This window comes from Streptococcus mitis, from assembly GCF_047465045.1.
GTDB lineage: Bacteria > Bacillota > Bacilli > Lactobacillales > Streptococcaceae > Streptococcus > Streptococcus mitis_DT.
The window spans coordinates 1-16,893 of sequence record NZ_JASHAR010000022.1; the positions used below are offsets into that span (position 1 = coordinate 1).

Below are 16,893 nucleotides of genomic sequence, written 5' to 3' on the forward strand. Positions count from 1 at the left end.
CGAAGACGTCGCCTGTTTCTGTATTAACGTATTTATCGCCGTCTTTACCTTGATTTGCTTCTGGGTTAACTTTGCCGTTCAAGACGTCTTTTCCGTCGCGTCCATCACGTCCGTCACGACCTGCTGCGCCATCACGTCCGTCGCGTCCTGGTAAACCTTGTGCTCCGTCTTGACCATCACGACCTTGAAGACCTTGAGCACCCTGGTCACCCTTAGGTCCTTGTAGCCCTTGTGGCCCTTGTGGTCCTGCAACTCCGGCTTCACCTTTTAGACCTTGAGGTCCACGAATGTTACCAATCTTATCCCAAGTTCCGTTTTCTTTCTTATAAACATCACCTGTAGTTGCATCGATATAAGTGTCGCCATCTTTACCATCATCTGCTGTTGGTGCTTTAGGTCCACTTAATAATTCAGCACCATTACGTCCGGCTGCACCTGCTGCACCATTGGCACCGTCTGTACCATTATAAATTGGTTGTTTAGCAATTAAGTCATCTATACCTTCATCGTACCGACCATTACCATTGTTATCAAAGTACGCTGTAATAAGAGTACCTTCTCTTGGTTTTTCTGCTGGTGCTGTAGATGGGGCGTCTGCTAAAGCTCTTCTTACTCTTCCGCTTCTTTGATTGTTTAATCTTGCTGCTGCTTCAGCTAAGGCATTTAAGTCAATGGTTGGTGTACGTCCATCTTTACCATCTTTAATGTTAACTGTTACAGGTTCTTCTCCTGGAACTGTAAATGTAATGTCAGTACTGCGACCATCTGCTCCACGAGCAGTTGTGATTTTTGGAGTTTTTCCGTCACGTCCCGCTGCTCCTGTTTCACCACGGTCTCCACGTTCTCCTTTTTCACCTTGCGCTCCGGTTAGACCACGTTCGCCTTGGTCACCTTTTTCGCCTTTAGCACCATCTGCAATGACAACTTCTTTTAGTTTTGTATCTTCTGCATCAAATTCGTTGTTATCATTTTGGTCATAATAGAAGATAACTGTTGTTGTTTTATCTGCGTCATTTCGTTGAGTCGCAACTAATGGACTTGCGCCATCGAAACCATCTCTTACAACAGTACTTGTAACATTACCTCTACCGTCGTTAATAGTGATAGTATGAGTGCCGTCATTTTTATTATCTTTAACGGTTACGGTTGGAGTTACACCGTCACGACCTGCCTGACCTTGTGCTCCAGTGAGACCACGTTCACCTCGGTCTCCTTTTTCACCTTTGGCTCCAGTGAGACCGCGTTCACCTCGGTCCCCTTTTTCACCTTGGTCCCCTTTTTCACCTTTAGCACCTTGCGCTCCGGTTAGACCACGTTCACCTCGGTCTCCTTTTTCACCTTGGGCTCCAGTTAGACCGCGTTCGCCTCGGTCTCCTTTTTCACCTTTGGCACCTTGGGCTCCAGTCAGACCACGTTCGCCTCGGTCTCCTTTTTCACCTTGGGCTCCAGTTAGACCGCGTTCGCCTCGGTCTCCTTTTTCACCTTTGGCACCTTGGGCTCCAGTCAGACCACGTTCGCCTCGGTCTCCTTTTTCACCTTTAGCACCTTGGGCTCCAGTCAGACCACGTTCGCCTCGGTCTCCTTTTTCACCTTTAGCACCTTGGGCTCCAGTCAGACCGCGTTCGCCTCGGTCTCCTTTTTCACCTTTGGCACCTTGCGCTCCATCTTTAATAGCAATTTTTTGAACAAGTTCGTCTACACCTTCAGTATAAACACCGTTGCCATCGTTATCAAGATAGAAAGTGAGGTTATTTGTATCACCGACTTTATTTTGATCTACACGTGGTTTTACTGTATCGATTAGCTCTTTAGCCACACCAATTTGCATAATACGTGGCTTAGCTTCTTTAGTAACAGAATTACTAATTGGCAATCCTAAAAGTGTTTCGTTACCAAATCGATGAACTTTATAGGTAATTTGACGTTGGCCTTTTTCACCTTCTCGAACTAATCTAGTTTGACCTTCTGGTAACTTACTAGTTGGAAGGTAGACTGTTTGGAAATCAATGTCTTCTGAAACAGTCTTATTATTAGTACCACCATAAGGGTTTGCATCCAAGAGGAGTGGATTTGCTCTATGATAATAGTTAGAGTTACTGTATGGGTCATTGCTAGTAGCGGCACCACCACCACCTTGGTCCACGTTAAAAGTAACAGGTTTCAAACGAACAGACAAGTCACCATTTGGATTATTGATTGGCAAGCTAAATCTGATAGTTTGTTTCTCACTCGTTGAAGTAGCAGAAGTCATACTGTATCCTGAGTGAGATACGAAGTTAGCACCCTGGCTAATAGGTTTTGATTGCTCTCTTAATCTTGGAGTTGTGATGGTCGCATTGGAAGGATTTCCAAATCCATCCCCTTTATCCAAGATAAAGTTATTATTAACAAATTCGCCCGGACCAGAATATTCGATTGTGAAATTCAATTGATTACCTCGACGTACTGTTGTTACATCGTAATGAATTGAATTACCACCACGTGAGTTCCCGTAGCCACGGAAACTATAACTACGACCAGCTTGACTGATGTCTGAAAACGCAACTGTGTTACCAGAACCTGAGACAATTGGGTTGGCCGGATTGCTAGCCGCTCTAAAACCACTATGCCCTTTATCCAAGTCTTCCTTACGGATAGCTGGATTTTGGCGAGCATCAGAAAGGCTCAAACCTGGTTTCAAGATTTCATTAGTAGATTTTGGAGCTGAAGTTGTTTCTACTTTGGCAGGTGCATTAGTTGCTAAAACGCTACTATCAACAGCTGAACGATCAGTCGTTGTTGCAGCTGGTTTAGCTTCTTCTTTGGCTTCTGCTGTGTCAGTTTTCTTCACTACAGGAGTTTCTGATACAGTTCCTTTATCAGAGTTAGAACGAAGTTCTAGACCAATAATAGCCGATTGGATAGAGGACTCTGCTGCTGATACTTCAGCTTCAGTCGCAGCTGCTTTTCCAAGCAAGCTTTGACCAGCTTGGATACTTGCTTGCAAGTTAGCAGCACTTGCTTCTGTATATAACTTACTCTCAAGTTTTTTAGCACGCGAAAGAGCTGTTAACAATTTTGACTTGTCAACAGCATCTTGATGCGTTACTTCTTCTTTTTTGTCTTTTGCTTCTTCAACTTTTTCTGCTGTTTTAGTAGCTTCTTCAGTTTTAACTGGAGTCGTTTCTACTGGGTTAGCAACAGTTGGAGCTGCATAAGTTGTTTCTTTTTTAGGTGTAGAAACTTCTGCTGGTTTAGTAGCTTCATCTACCTTATCCTTATCAACAGAGACACTATTAGTTGCCTCAGGATGTTGTTCCTCTGCTTGTACTGATTGCGCATTGGCAGCAGTTCCCAAGACTAAGGCTGTCCCGAGCAAGACACTAGCCGCACCAAAGTGATACTTACGAATAGAGTATCGTTGTTGCATGCTATACCAGTCAAATGATTTCTTATGTGAATGTTTCATTTCAAACTCCTAGATAGTAATTTATAGTTTACACTTTACAACTATTTGAGCCATTAATCAATATTATCTATGAAATTAATATATCTGATTTTTGTACCATGGAGCCATATTTTTTTTTTTTTTTTTTTGAATTTAATGTACATATTTTTAATTCTTGTTTTTTTGTACAAAAGAATCATAATTATGATACAATATAATTTAGGAGGAAATACCTAAATGCGCAACCTTTTATCCACAAAAGACCAAAGACAATTACGTTTAATGGAAACCTTAATTCAGAATCGTAATTGGATAAGGTTACATGCACTTGCCGAAAAATTAGGATGTACAGAACGAATCCTAAAAAATGATTTAAATGAATTACGAACAGCTTTCCCAAATATTGACATCCAATCTTCCGTTAACGGAATTATGATAGATTTAGATGTTAACACTAGTGTAGAAGATATTTATCAATATTTTCTTGCTCATTCTCAGTCTTTTCAATTACTAGAGTATATGTTCTTCAATGAGGGGCTACCTATTTATCGAACGATAGAAAATCTTCACTCAAGTAGTGCCAACCTCTATCGATTAGGCCGAAATATTACAAAAACTCTATCATCACAATTTCAGATTGAATTATCTTTTACCCCTACTGCAATTCTTGGTAATGAAACGGATATTCGTTATTTTTTTGCCCAATACTTTTCTGAGCGCTATTATTTCCTAGACTGGCCTTTTCCTGACCTTCCTGAAGAGGATTTAACAGAGTTTGCTGACTTCTTCTATAAAATCACGAATTACCCGATGCGATTTTCAATTTATAGAATGTACAAATTGATGATAGCTATCAGTATTTACCGCGTCAAAAATGGTCATTTTATCGACTTACCAAATCATTTCTTCGATGAATACTACCCTCTTTTGATGAATATTCCAAATTTTGAGGAGCTACTTGTCCATTTCTCTGAAAAACTGGGACTTGAAATCACTCCAGATATCATCGCCCAAATTTTTATATCCTTTATTCAAAACAATCTTTTCTTAAATCCTCAAGAATTCTTCAACTCTTTAGAAGAAAACAGTGAAGCAAGATACTCTTACCAATTACTGAGTCAAATATTAGAACGCCTATCAAAACAATATAAGATTACTTTTACCAACCACGATGAGCTGATTTGGCATTTACACAACACTGCTTTCTTTGAAAGACAGGAAATCTTTTCTACCCCAATCCTATTTGAACAAAAAGCATTGACGATTAAAAAATTTGAAGTTTACTTCCCAGACTTTATGGGAAGTGCACGTCAAGAACTGGCTCAATACCGTCAAGCAATTGGACAGCATGACCATCCTGAACAGTTGGAACACCTGATGTACACCATCTTAACCCATGCTGAAAACCTCTCTACTCAGTTGTTAGAAAATCGACCACCTATCAAGGTTTTGATTATCAGTAACTTTGACCATGCTATATCCCTTACCTTTGTTGATATGCTTTCCTATTACTGTAATAACCGCTTCACCTTCGATACTTGGGATGAATTACAAACAAGTCCTGAGATTTTAAATCAGACAGATTACGATATCATCGTGTCTAATTTCTATATTCCAGGGATTACTAAGAAGTTTATTTGCCGAAACCATCTGTCAATCATGGATTTGGTTAATCACCTCAACACTTTATCAAATGAGATTCATATATCCAATACTTTATAAACTAAAAAGTCAGCAGGGTCCTGCTGACTTTTTCTCTTATCTGATTTCTATACTTCCTTAACAAAAACCAATTCCTGTGGCTGGGACAAATCTTCTCGGTAGGTAAATCCTGCAAAACTTAAGCGACGTGCTTCCTCCACCGTCTGTACTTGATTTTCTATCAGAGCTGTCAAGAAGGCACCACGCGCTTTCTTAGAAATGGTTGAATGAATCTTCAGCTGACCACCCTTGTCCTCCATGAATTTGAAGGTCACCATCCTTTCTCTGATTTCCTTAGAAAACACAGTTTCAAACTCTGACGACAAGAGAGAGAAAATTAGGTCTTCACCATTCATAGCCTCATCATAGACTACCTTCCAATGGCTCTTCAAAGTCTTACCAGCGACTTTTAACTTCATCAAAAAATCCAAACGGTGAGGAGCCATAGGTGACAAGGCTGGAACAACACCGTACAAGGCCGAAGTAATGAAGACATGATTTTCAAGATAGGCTTGTTCTACCTCGGTCAATTTATCTCGCTTGATATGGCGGTACATAAGCCCATCAAATAGATTCAAGGCTGGGTAGTGTTGAGCAGTTTGCCTTTTCAAATCTTGGATATTTTGAAATTCTTCCGCCGCCTTTTCAACTGATACCTTGTAAAAACTCTCCAATTGAGTAGCAGAATAGAAAGCCAAGGCATCCAGCACAGCCTGACTTTCTGGTTTTAAAGGGGCAGCTTCGATACTTGGCAAGTCTGTGTTCATTTCTTTTGCTGTTGGGATTAAAATTTTCATATTGATAGTGTAGCATATTTTTTAGCCACAACCAAGAAATTCATCTGAAAAACCTCGGTTTGACCGAGGTTTCTATATTTATTTCGGCCATCCTAACCAGACAGCCACGAGAACAAGGGATATGCCTGCTAAGCTTGTTAAGATAGATAAAAGTTTATCTTTTTTCTCCTTGAACTGAGAAAAACCTATCTTCAAAGCGAGCAGTCCGAGTAGCATTGAAGCAAGCATCAAATAAAAACCCATTTATTTGTCCTCCATTAGTCTTAATTTACCTTATTATAATATATATTTCTTAAATAAACCTTTTTTATACTCAATGAAAATCAAAGAGCAAACTAGGAAACTAGCCGCAGGCTGTACTTGAGTACGGCAAGGCGACGTTGACGTGGTTTGAATTTGATTTTCGAAGAGTATTACTGTACTTTAAAGGTCTTGAGATAGTTGTCTTTTCCTACTTGACCTTCAAAGTTTTTACCATTTTCAAGGTAAGGCAGGTCATCTGATACTGAGGCCTTAACCTTGTAAATCTTGCCATCAACTTTAAAGAAGTAGACGGTATCTCCCTTGATAACAGCTGATTTGAGGTCTGCTACCACACCCTTGATGCTTTCAGTTGTTGCATTATCAATCTCAAGGTCGTTTTTATTGGCATACTTGCTGAGCAGCTCTTCCACTGTCGTGGCTACGATAACATTTTGGTACTCAACTGCGTCTACCAGAGCATACTCTTTGACAAGGCCAGCATTGTCCTTCAAGCCCATGATGTAGAGAGGCTTGTCATTGAGGTTGATGAGGATTGGGAAGGTTGCCTTGTAGGATTTCTCTTGGACAGCACCTTCGGCTGATTCACGGGCTGATTCTTCGGTCGCAGAAGCCAAGCTATACTTCGTGATTTCTCCTGTTCGCATATTTTCAAGGATGAAACCAAGATTACTTTCATCTGCATTGGCCGACGTCACACCTGTGTAGAGATAAATGTCATTGCCGATAGACAAGTAATTATAACCCTTGGTAGTCTGGGTCACATTTTTCTTGGAAATCATAGCATTCCAGAAACCATCCTTGTACTTACCATTGTAGTTGATTTGCTCGATGGTTTCCTCAGCTGGATAGACCCTGTCCACCCATTCTGGAACATCTGCCAAGCTGTATTCCTTGGTTTCTCCATTTGTGGCATCCAAGATAATGACTGAAACAGGACGGGGAACCGCAAGTCCAAATTGCTTTTGGTAAACCGTTGCTACATAGAAAGGATTACCCTCATCGTCCACCTCGAAAGATGGAGTTTTGAAGATCTTGGTTGGGTACTTCAAGCGCAGGTGACGCTTGACATCACGGTTAAAATACTCCGAGTCAGAATATTTGATTGGCGTCTTCAAGTCCACCAAGTTGGCATTTCCAGTTACCATGTCCACCTTGATATACTCACCGATTCCCTTAGCTTGATTGTTAAACCATTTGATAGGTTCTGCGTATTCTAGTGGTGTAACCCGATAAGGTTTCCCATCAATCGTCAATTGGGTATAGGTGTCTGCCGCTACGTACTGCGACACCTTATCTGTTAGGGAACCCAAGTAGCGGTCACCAATTTTTTCAGCGGTACTTCTATCTAAGATAGGAACCTTACTGGTATCAGTCTTAGGAAATTCAGTAAAGTCTTTTTCCGTAACTGTGACTACATTGGCATAATTTTTAGCCTGAAAAATGCTAGAAGTTACCAAGGAAACCAAGGCTGCTAAGAGAAGAATTCCTCCAATAGAAGCTAAAAGGATTTTCCCTAACCGATTGATTTTGAAACCCTCAAGATTTAAGGCAGCTTCCGCCTTGCCGTGGCGCACATGAACCGTTTTGACAAGGTTTATCCCCTTGCCAAAACCAAATAAGATTGCTACAACCAGCAAATGCCCACAGAGGAAAAAGAGAAATTCCCAGCTGGTCAGGTTAAGAGGCGGTAAAAAGATATACCAGGTCGTTGCGATAAAAATAAGTTCAAAGACTATTCGTTTCATTTGCTTTCCTCCTAAATGATTCGTCCTTCCAAGTGATCCAGTTCATGCTGGCAAATCTGGGCTGGGAAGCCTGTCAAGGTAATGGTCTGTTCCTGCCACTTGCTGTCACGATAGGCAACCCTTATGGTTTCATAACGCTTAGTAGGTCTCACACCTGTCAAGGACAAACAGCCTTCTTCTGTCTCATAAGCTCCTTCAGAGGACAGGAGCACTGGATTAAACATGACCACAGGAACCAAACCAAGATTAAAGATAATCACGCGCTTCTGCACCCCAATCATATTGGCAGCCAGACCGACACAAGTCTCACGATTTGCTAAGAGTGTATCCTGCAAATCTCTGGCAAGATAAAGGTCTTCCTGACTTGCTGGCTGAGATACCTGAGATAAAAACAAGATATCCTTCACAATTTTCTTTTCCACTTCCTCACACTCCTCTTGTTTTTTACTATATTATAGCAATTATAGCACAAAAGACGGCAACTGCAAGCCCTTTCCCTCAACTGTAGCAAAAAGCCATCCGAAGATGACTTTTTTTTTAAATCGCATTCTTGTCAAAACCGAGTTTGCGTTGGATAAATTTAACGATTTCGACAATAATAATCATTGAGAAGCTTCCGCCCATAACGATTCCCCATTGTGACAAGTCTAGTTTGGTTACGTGGAAGATTCCCTCAAGCGGTTCTACGACAATTGTTGCCATGAGAAGGATGAAGGATACCAAGATGGACCAGTTGAAGGTCTTAGACTTGAATGGGCCAACTGTCAAGATGGATTGGTAAACAGACTTGACATTGTAGGCATGGAAGAGCTGAATCAAACCAAGGGTTGCAAAGGCCATAGTTAGGGCATCTGCATGAATGGCATGATTGTCACCCACGTGAACTGGGTAAAGAAGGGCAAGACCATAAACACTCATAACAATAGCTGCTTGGAGTACACCTTGATAGATAATAGAACTCAAAACACCACCTGAGAAGAAGCTTGCCTTGCGTCCACGTGGTTTATGGTTCATGACACCTGGCTCAGCTGGCTCAACACCTAGAGCGATAGCTGGGAAGGTATCGGTTACCAAGTTAATCCACAAAAGATGAACTGGCTGCAAGACATCCCAACCAAACAAGGTTGATAGGAAGATGGTTAATACTTCAGCAGTATTGGCAGAAAGTAGGTACTGGATAGTCTTTTGAATGTTTGAGAAGACCTTACGTCCTTCTTCAACTGCAACAATAATAGTCGCAAAGTTATCATCTGCAAGAATCATGTCAGAAGCCCCCTTAGAAACCTCTGTACCAGTGATTCCCATACCGATACCGATATCTGCTGTTTTCAGAGCTGGCGCATCATTGACACCATCACCTGTCATGGCAACGACTTTACCTTGTTTTTGCCAAGCCTTCACGATACGAACCTTGTGTTCTGGAGACACACGGGCATAAACAGAGTATTGACCAACAACTTTTTCAAAGTCTTCATCAGATAGTTCGTTGAGTTCAGCACCAGTTAAAACATGGCCTTCTGTATCATTTGCATCGATGATTCCCAAACGTTTGGCAATAGCTTCTGCAGTATCTTGGTGGTCACCTGTAATCATGATTGGACGGATTCCAGCTTCCTTAGCCACACGAACAGCCTCAGCTGCCTCAGGACGTTCAGGGTCAATCATTCCAATCAAACCAGTAAAGATTAAATCATTTTCAAGCTCTTCAGAAGTCAGGTTTTCTGGAATGCTGTCAATAATCTTATAAGCACCTGCGAGGACACGCAAGGCTTGGTGAGCCATTTCAGAGTTGTTTGTGTGAATGAGGTTTGTAACCTTCTCATCAATCGGAGCAATATCCCCAGCTTTATCACGAAGAACACAACGTTTCAAAAGTTGGTCTGGGGCACCCTTGACCGCTACAAGGAATTTACCATCTGGCAATGGGTGAACCGTTGACATGAGCTTACGGTCAGAGTCAAATGGCAACTCAGCCACACGAGGATATTTCTCTAAAAATCCTTTCACATCGTAGCCCTTGTCCAAGGCATATTGGATAAAGGCTGTTTCGGTTGGATCTCCGATCAGGTTTCCTTCTGCATCAATCTTGGTATCATTAGCCAAAACTACAGAACGAAGAAGAGGCATGTCCAAGCCGAGTTCAATGTCATCAGCAGAGTCATGTAGGACTGCATCATAGAAGACTTTTTCGACGGTCATCTTGTTCATGGTAAGCGTACCAGTCTTATCAGAAGCGATGATTTCAGTTGAACCAAGCGTTTCTACAGCTGGCAACTTACGAACGATAGAGTTTCGTTTGGCCAAAACTTGAGTACCAAGGGCAAGAACGATGGTCACGATAGCAGGAAGTCCTTCTGGGATGGCTGCAACGGCAAGCGCAACAGAGGTCATCAACTCACCAAGTGGATTTTTCCCTTGAATGAAGACACCCACTACAAAAGTAACAAGGGCAATGACCAAGATAGCATAGGTCAAGACCTTAGAAAGGTTATTCAAGTTTTGTTTAAGTGGTGTATCCGTCTCATCCGCATCTTGGAGCATACCTGCGATGTGACCAACTTCAGTGTACATCCCTGTATTGATAACAACACCAAGACCACGACCATAAGTCACATTTGAGTTTTGGAAGGCCATATTGACACGGTCACCAATACCAGCATCTGCAGCAAGTTCAACTGTCAAGTCTTTTTCGACTGGCACAGACTCACCTGTAAGAGCTGCTTCTTCAATTTTAAGAGAGTTGGCTTCTAGTAAACGTAGGTCTGCTGGCACTACATCACCTGCTTCGAGGGCAACGATATCTCCAGGTACCAATTCTTTAGAGTCAATCTCCGCCATGTGACCATCGCGAAGAACGCGGGCAGCTGGACTTGACATAGATTTGAGGGCTTCGATGGCTTCTTCTGCTTTTCCTTCTTGGTAAACACCAAAGGCAGCGTTGATGATAACCACAGCTAGGATGATAATGGCATCTGCGATATCTTCCCCACCAGAAGTCACGACTGACAAGATTGCTGCCGCAACTAGGATAATAATCATCAAATCCTTAAATTGCTCGATGAACTTGACCAGTATTGATCGTTTCTCGCCTTCTTCGAGTTCATTGTGGCCAAATTCGGCAAGGCGTTTTTCTGCCTCACTTGATGACAAACCTTTCTCGGTCGCATCCACAGCCTTCAAGACCTCTTCAGGACTCTGAGTGTAAAACGCTTGGCGTTTTTGTTCTTTTGACATGTGTCTCCTCCTTGACATTGTGTGCAAAACAGACTCTCTTTTCCCATCGTATCTTTTCACGACAAACAAAAAGAAACCTGTTAATCATAACAAGTCTCGCTGTTTAAGATAGTGCCGGAAAGCATACTTTTCAGTATAAAATTCGGAATGACGACACTATCACAGGTTTCTGCCAGCTACTCCCTTGAGTAGTACTATTATACCAAATTTTGAAAAGTTTTCAAAGAGTAAAAAATGACTTATTTGAATTTTCCCTTGAAAACCAGTATAATGGTAGAATGCTATGTGACTAGAAAGGAAGTTGAATGAAGCAATCTATCTCAAATCTCAAGTTAGCTGAGCGTGGGGCCATTATCAGTATTTCGACCTATTTGATCTTGTCTGCAGCCAAATTAGCAACTGGGCACCTCCTCCATTCATCCAGTTTGGTGGCCGATGGTTTTAACAACGTGTCGGACATCATTGGAAATGTTGCCCTCTTGATAGGCATTCGGATGGCGCGCCAGCCTGCTGACCGAGACCACCGTTTTGGCCACTGGAAGATTGAAGATTTGGCTAGCTTGGTCACTTCTATTATCATGTTCTATGTTGGCTTTGATGTTCTAAGGGATACCATTCAAAAGATTCTCAGTCGTGAAGAAACAGTCATTGACCCTCTGGGTGCAACTCTAGGAATCATTTCTGCAGCGATTATGTTTCTAGTTTATCTCTACAATACTCGCCTCAGTAAGAAATCCAACTCCAAGGCACTCAAGGCTGCCGCCCAGGACAATCTTTCTGATGCTGTTACCTCACTTGGTACTACCATTGCCATCCTGGCCAGCAGTTTCAATTATCCCATTGTGGATAAACTGGTCGCTATCATCATCACTTTCTTTATCTTGAAAACTGCCTATGATATCTTCATCGAGTCTTCTTTTAGTCTTTCAGATGGTTTCGACGACCGTCTGCTTGAGGACTATCAAAAGGCTATCATGGAAATTCCCAAAATCAGTAAGGTTAAGTCCCAAAGAGGTCGCACTTACGGTAGCAACATTTACCTAGATATCACGCTGGAGATGAATCCTGACTTGTCGGTTTATGAGAGCCACGAGATTGCGGATCAAGTCGAGTCTATGTTGGAAGAGCGTTTTGGGGTCTTTGATACCGATGTCCATATCGAGCCAGCACCTATACCTGAGGATGAGATTTTAGACAATGTCTATAAAAAATTACTCATGCGCGAACAATTGATTGACCAGGGAAATCAACTGGAAGAACTCTTGGCTGATGATTTTGTCTATATTCGTCAAGATGGAGAACAGATGGATAAAGAGACCTATAAAGCCGAAAAAGAGTTGAATTCTGCTATCAAGGACATCCAAATCACTTCTATCAGTCAGAAAACAAAACTCATCTGCTATGAGTTAGAAGGTATCGTCCATACCAGTATCTGGCGTCGCCACGAAACTTGGCAAAATGTCTTTCATCAAGAAACCAAAAAAGAATAGAGAAATCCTGTCATGAGACGGGATTTTTCTATTCTTCTAGCTATCAAAGTCACTTAGATATTCATAGCGGTCGTATTTTTCAAGGAGTGCTTCGTTTTTCTCATCCAGTTCTTTTTGAAGAGTAGCTAGTTTGCTAAAATCAGAGCCGTTGGCCTGCATCTCCTCTTCAATAGCAGCGATACGATTTTCCAAGGCTTCAATATCGCCTTCAATGCTTGCCCACTCCTGCTTTTCTTGATAGGTCATGCGTTTCTTGTCTTCACGAAACTTGACCACTTTCTCCTTTTCAGCCTTTTGTACTTGATTGGCCATCTCTGTTTCAAAGGCTTTTTCATCTAGGTAGTCGGTATAATGACCAAAGAATGGACGAATCTTGCCATCTTCAAAAGCCAGAATCTTGGTCGCTACCTTATCCAAGAAATAGCGGTCGTGACTAACAGTCAAAACTGGACCAGCAAAGCCTTGCAAGAAATTCTCCAAAACTGTCAAGGTCGCAATATCTAGATCATTTGTCGGTTCGTCCAAGAGAAGAACATTTGGTTTTTCCAAGAGCAGTTTGAGGAGATAAAGACGTTTTTTCTCTCCCCCAGACAATTTCTCAATCAAGGTTCCATGCGTCGAACGTGGGAAAAGAAACTGCTCCAGCAGCTCTGCAATAGAAGTCGTAGAACCACCGCTGGTCTTGACCTCTTCTGCCACTTCCTGCAAGTAATTGATCACTCGCTTGCTTTCATCCAAGCCCTCAATTTGCTGAGAGAAATAGGCGATACGAACAGTTTCCCCAATCACAACTTGTCCTGCTGTCGGCTCAAGAATGCCTGCAATCAAGTTAAGGAGAGTTGATTTCCCAACACCGTTGTCCCCAACGATTCCAATACGATCTTTAGCCTGCACCAAGAGATTAAAATCTTGCAAAATTATCTTGTCATCATAAGCAAAGCAAACATCCTGAAACTCGATGACTTTCTTCCCAATCCGACTGGTTTCAAAGTTCATGGTCAAGTCTGTCTCAGCAGCACCACCTGAAACTTCTTTCTTCAAGTCATGGAAACGATTGATACGAGCCTGCTGCTTGGTCGCACGCGCCTGCGGTTGTCTGCGCATCCAGGCCAATTCTTGCTTATAAAGTTGTTCCTTTTTATGAAGTAGAGCCGCGTCGCGCTCATCCTGTTCCGCCTTTAGGCGAACATAGTCCTGGTAATTTCCCTGGTACTCGGTCAAACCTGCGCGATCCAACTCGAAAATACGTGTTGACAAAGCGTCTAGGAAATAACGATCGTGGGTGATAAAAAGGACGGTCTTCTTGGAATTTTTTAAAAAGAGGGTCAGCCACTCAATAGTCGCAATGTCCAGATGGTTGGTCGGCTCATCCAAAAGCAAAAGGTCGTGATTACCAAGTAAGACTTGCGCCAACTGAACCCGTCTTCTCAGACCACCTGACAATTCCCCAACAGGAGTAGATAAGTCCTGAATCCCCAGCTTGCTGAGAACCGTCTTGACCTGACTCTCAATTTCCCAAGCTTGGAGAGAATCCATTTCAGCCATGACACGTTCCAAACGCGCCTGTTTGTCCTCATTATAGTTGAGCATGATCAATTCATACTCACGAATGAGCTGGATTTCCTTGAGGTCGCTGGAGAGAACCGTATCCAAGACTGTCTTGCTATCATCAAAATCAGGATCTTGGGTCAAGTAACCAATCTGGTAATCATTCTTAGCTGAAAAGGGACTGACATCCCCATCAAATCCAGAAACACCAGAAAGGACGTCCAAAAGGGTGGTCTTGCCCGTTCCATTGACACCAATCAGACCAATTCTATCTAGGTCATGGATAATAAAGGAAATATCCTTAAAAACGGTCTTGTCACCAACGGATTTACTTAGTTTTTCAACGATAAAATCACTCATTTTTTCTCCCTTAGATAAGCATGGATGGCTTGACGGTCATTTTTCAATTCTCCATCGACAATGGCATATTCAATCTCTGTTAAAATATCTCCCAAGTCTGGGCCCGGCTGATAACCATATTCCTTGATCAAAATACCACCGTTGATTTGGATTTCTTTCTTATCATGAATGGTCAAACTATGGTAAGTTTCTGTGATAGCTTGTAGGTTGACTTCTTTTCCTTGAGCCTGTCGAAGATTTTCAGCCTGTAAAAGTAAATCCAAGTCAAAGCGATAACAATCGCGCTTGCTCAATTCTCCCTTTTCACGCAAAGCCAAAATAGTCAGCAAATCTTGTACCTGCTTGGCAAATTGACGTGAGGTCTTCCAAGCCTTCAAAAATGGCTGCGCATTTTCAATCTCCAAAGCCCACAGTAGAGCCGCCCAGGCTTGCTCTGAAGATTCAAAGGTGAAATCAGTCTCTAAATCAAACAGTCTGTTAAGCTTGTCCTGGCTAGATTCCATATCAGGGAGATAATCATAAGCTTGACTCTCAATCATGGAAGCCAAGCCCCTTCTCCAAAATGGAGCCAGCAAGAGTTTATCAAACTCAACGAAGGTACGCTCTACAGAAATTTTCTCCAAAAGTGGCGTCAAGGTCTTCATAGCTTTAAAGGTTTCTGACTCAAGCTCAAAGCCAAGACTGGCCTGAAAACGAAAACCACGCATAATCCGCAAAGCATCTTCGTTGAAACGCTCACTTGCCACTCCAACTGCTCGTAAGACTTGCTTTTCCAAATCCTCTAAACCATGAAACAAGTCAATGATTTCTCCTGTCTCGTCCAAGGCAAAGGCATTGACTGTAAAATCACGGCGCTTGAGGTCTTCTTCTAACGAGCGAACAAAGGAAACCGCACTGGGTCTGCGATAGTCCACATAGACATCTTCTGTCCGAAAAGTAGTCACCTCATACTCCTCGTCCCCATCTAAGACCAAGACAGTTCCATGCTCGATTCCGATATCGGCTGTTCGCGGAAAAATCTGCTTGGTTTCTTCTGGATAAGAAGACGTCGCAATATCCACATCATGGATAGGACGATTGAGGAGGGCATCTCGAACAGAACCCCCAACAAAATAGGCCTCAAAACCTGCTTCTTTAATTTTTTCTAATACTGGTAAAGCCTTCTGAAATTCAGAAGGCATTTGCGTTAATCTCATAATAAGTGTTCTAATCCATAAACAAGCTCATGACACTTGACAACTTCTTTAATTCCCAAATTCACCCCTGTCATGAAGGAGCTACGATCATAGGAGTCATGACGGAGGGTCAATCCTTCTCCCTGATTGCCAAAGATGACTTCCTGATGTGCTACCAAGCCTGGTAAACGAACTGAGTGAATCCGCATGCCATCAAAGTCAGCACCACGAGCACCTGCAATGAGTTCTTCCTCATCTGTTGCACCTTGCTGAATAGACTCTCGAACTTCTGCCATCAACTCAGCTGTTTTAATAGCTGTTCCACTCGGAGCATCCTTTTTCTTGTCATGATGGAGCTCGATAATCTCCACATTTGGGAAATATTTGGCAGCCTGCCTTGCAAATTGCATGAGTAAAACAGCACCCAAGGCAAAGTTAGGAGCGATCAGGCCACCCAAATTTTGTTCACGAGAAAATGCTTTTAGCTCTGCAATTTCTTCACTTGTGAAACCTGTTGTTCCAACTACTGGAGCAAAGCCATTTTCAAGAGCAAAATGTGTATTTTCGTAGGCAACAGTTGGAGTAGTAAAATCTACCCAGACATCCGCTTCAAAGCCTGCTAAATCAGCCTTATCCTTGAAAACAGGAATACCCTGCCATTCTGACTCAGACTCAAAAGGACCCAAAACTGCTACCAAGTCCAAGTCTGGATCAGCCAAGACCATCTGACAAGCAGCCTGGCCCATCTTTCCCTTAAAACCAGCAATAATTACTCGAATACTCATCTCTACTCCTGACTAAGATACAAAGGACGTTAGCTGCCCTTGAAAAATAGGGAATGACGCTGACTTTCCATGAAAGGCAAGACAGGCATCTTTTTTCAAGAGGCAGGTAGTCCGTGTTCAATTTCTAAGATACAAAGCCTGCAAGAACACAAAGTGAAAATAGGAGTTCTGATCAAGGAGTAGATACTCCTTGGAAGAACTATCTTTTTCACACAGGGTTCCAGGCGTGTTCAATTATCAAGATACAAAGGACCTTAGCTGCCCATGAAAAATAGGGAATGGCGCTGACTTTCCACGAAAGGAAAAACAGTCATCTTTTTTCAAGAGGCAGGTGGTCCGTGTTCAATCTCTAAGATACAAGATTTCT

Annotated in this window: 11 protein-coding genes; 2 read left to right on the plus strand and 9 right to left on the minus strand. The window is 42.3% G+C overall.

Features of this window, described 5'->3' with window-relative positions; all coding sequences use genetic code 11:
• Nucleotides 1-3,448, minus strand: a 3,448-nt coding sequence (locus QM409_RS09600; protein ID WP_414305632.1) for a G5 domain-containing protein, incomplete at its 3' end; no start/stop codon positions are given.
• 216 nt (nt 3,449-3,664) lie between these two features.
• Between QM409_RS09600 and QM409_RS09605 the strand changes: the two genes are divergently transcribed.
• Nucleotides 3,665-5,149: a M protein trans-acting positive regulator PRD domain-containing protein gene (locus QM409_RS09605; RefSeq protein WP_414305631.1), complete on the plus strand. Its 1,485-nt coding sequence runs from the start codon at nt 3,665-3,667 to the stop codon at nt 5,147-5,149.
• A gap of 47 nt (nt 5,150-5,196) precedes the next feature.
• Here the strand turns inward: QM409_RS09605 and yaaA are convergent, their stop codons facing one another.
• The 5 genes from yaaA to QM409_RS09630 form a co-directional block, all read right to left on the minus strand.
• Complete coding sequence (gene yaaA / locus QM409_RS09610; RefSeq protein ID WP_070479901.1) at nt 5,197-5,925, minus strand: peroxide stress protein YaaA; 729 nt, start codon at nt 5,923-5,925, stop codon at nt 5,197-5,199.
• 78 nt (nt 5,926-6,003) lie between these two features.
• Complete coding sequence (locus tag QM409_RS09615; protein WP_084886634.1) at nt 6,004-6,168, minus strand: YczI family protein; 165 nt, start codon at nt 6,166-6,168, stop codon at nt 6,004-6,006.
• 170 nt (nt 6,169-6,338) lie between these two features.
• On the minus strand, nt 6,339-7,934 hold the full coding sequence (locus QM409_RS09620) for a hypothetical protein (RefSeq protein WP_414305630.1): 1,596 nt from the start codon (nt 7,932-7,934) through the stop codon (nt 6,339-6,341).
• 11 nt (nt 7,935-7,945) lie between these two features.
• The gene (locus QM409_RS09625) at nt 7,946-8,356 is read right to left on the minus strand and encodes a peptide deformylase (RefSeq protein ID WP_045612079.1); all 411 of its coding nucleotides are present in this window, start codon (nt 8,354-8,356) and stop codon (nt 7,946-7,948) included.
• Nucleotides 8,357-8,471: 115 nt separating this feature from the next.
• Nucleotides 8,472-11,168: a cation-translocating P-type ATPase gene (locus QM409_RS09630; protein ID WP_414305629.1), complete on the minus strand. Its 2,697-nt coding sequence runs from the start codon at nt 11,166-11,168 to the stop codon at nt 8,472-8,474.
• A 305-nt stretch (nt 11,169-11,473) separates the two neighbouring features.
• Here QM409_RS09630 and mntE point away from each other — a divergent pair, with 305 nt between their 5' ends.
• Entirely contained in the window at nt 11,474-12,658 is a 1,185-nt protein-coding gene (gene mntE, locus QM409_RS09635) for a CDF family manganese efflux transporter MntE (RefSeq protein WP_229294693.1), read from the plus strand.
• A 36-nt stretch (nt 12,659-12,694) separates the two neighbouring features.
• On the opposite strand, the gene QM409_RS09640 is transcribed toward mntE, so the two are convergent.
• The 3 genes from QM409_RS09640 to dapB are packed head-to-tail and all read right to left on the minus strand — an operon-like array spanning nt 12,695 to nt 16,526.
• Nucleotides 12,695-14,566 (minus strand): ABC-F family ATP-binding cassette domain-containing protein, encoded by a 1,872-nt coding sequence (locus tag QM409_RS09640; protein WP_414305628.1) that lies wholly within the window; start codon nt 14,564-14,566, stop codon nt 12,695-12,697.
• Nucleotides 14,563-15,762, minus strand: a complete 1,200-nt coding sequence (locus tag QM409_RS09645; RefSeq protein WP_153199119.1) for a CCA tRNA nucleotidyltransferase — start codon at nt 15,760-15,762, stop codon at nt 14,563-14,565. Before QM409_RS09645 ends, QM409_RS09640 begins: the two co-directional genes overlap by 4 nt.
• Nucleotides 15,759-16,526, minus strand: coding sequence for a 4-hydroxy-tetrahydrodipicolinate reductase (dapB, locus tag QM409_RS09650; RefSeq protein WP_414305627.1), 768 nt, complete (start codon nt 16,524-16,526; stop codon nt 15,759-15,761). Before dapB ends, QM409_RS09645 begins: the two co-directional genes overlap by 4 nt.
• Nucleotides 16,527-16,893: the final 367 nt, after the last annotated feature.

Bases quoted from the DNA above. Each gene is read 5' to 3' on its own strand.
- QM409_RS09630 (WP_414305629.1), bottom strand. From the start codon at position 11,168: ATGTCAAAAGAACAAAAACGCCAAGCGTTTTACACTCAGAGTCCTGAA.
- QM409_RS09645 (WP_153199119.1), bottom strand. From the start codon at position 15,762: ATGAGATTAACGCAAATGCCTTCTGAATTTCAGAAGGCTTTACCAGTA.
- QM409_RS09640 (WP_414305628.1), bottom strand. From the start codon at position 14,566: ATGAGTGATTTTATCGTTGAAAAACTAAGTAAATCCGTTGGTGACAAG.
- QM409_RS09615 (WP_084886634.1), bottom strand. From the start codon at position 6,168: ATGGGTTTTTATTTGATGCTTGCTTCAATGCTACTCGGACTGCTCGCT.
- mntE (WP_229294693.1), top strand. From the start codon at position 11,474: ATGAAGCAATCTATCTCAAATCTCAAGTTAGCTGAGCGTGGGGCCATT.
- yaaA (WP_070479901.1), bottom strand. From the start codon at position 5,925: ATGAAAATTTTAATCCCAACAGCAAAAGAAATGAACACAGACTTGCCA.
- dapB (WP_414305627.1), bottom strand. From the start codon at position 16,526: ATGAGTATTCGAGTAATTATTGCTGGTTTTAAGGGAAAGATGGGCCAG.
- QM409_RS09620 (WP_414305630.1), bottom strand. From the start codon at position 7,934: ATGAAACGAATAGTCTTTGAACTTATTTTTATCGCAACGACCTGGTAT.
- QM409_RS09605 (WP_414305631.1), top strand. From the start codon at position 3,665: ATGCGCAACCTTTTATCCACAAAAGACCAAAGACAATTACGTTTAATG.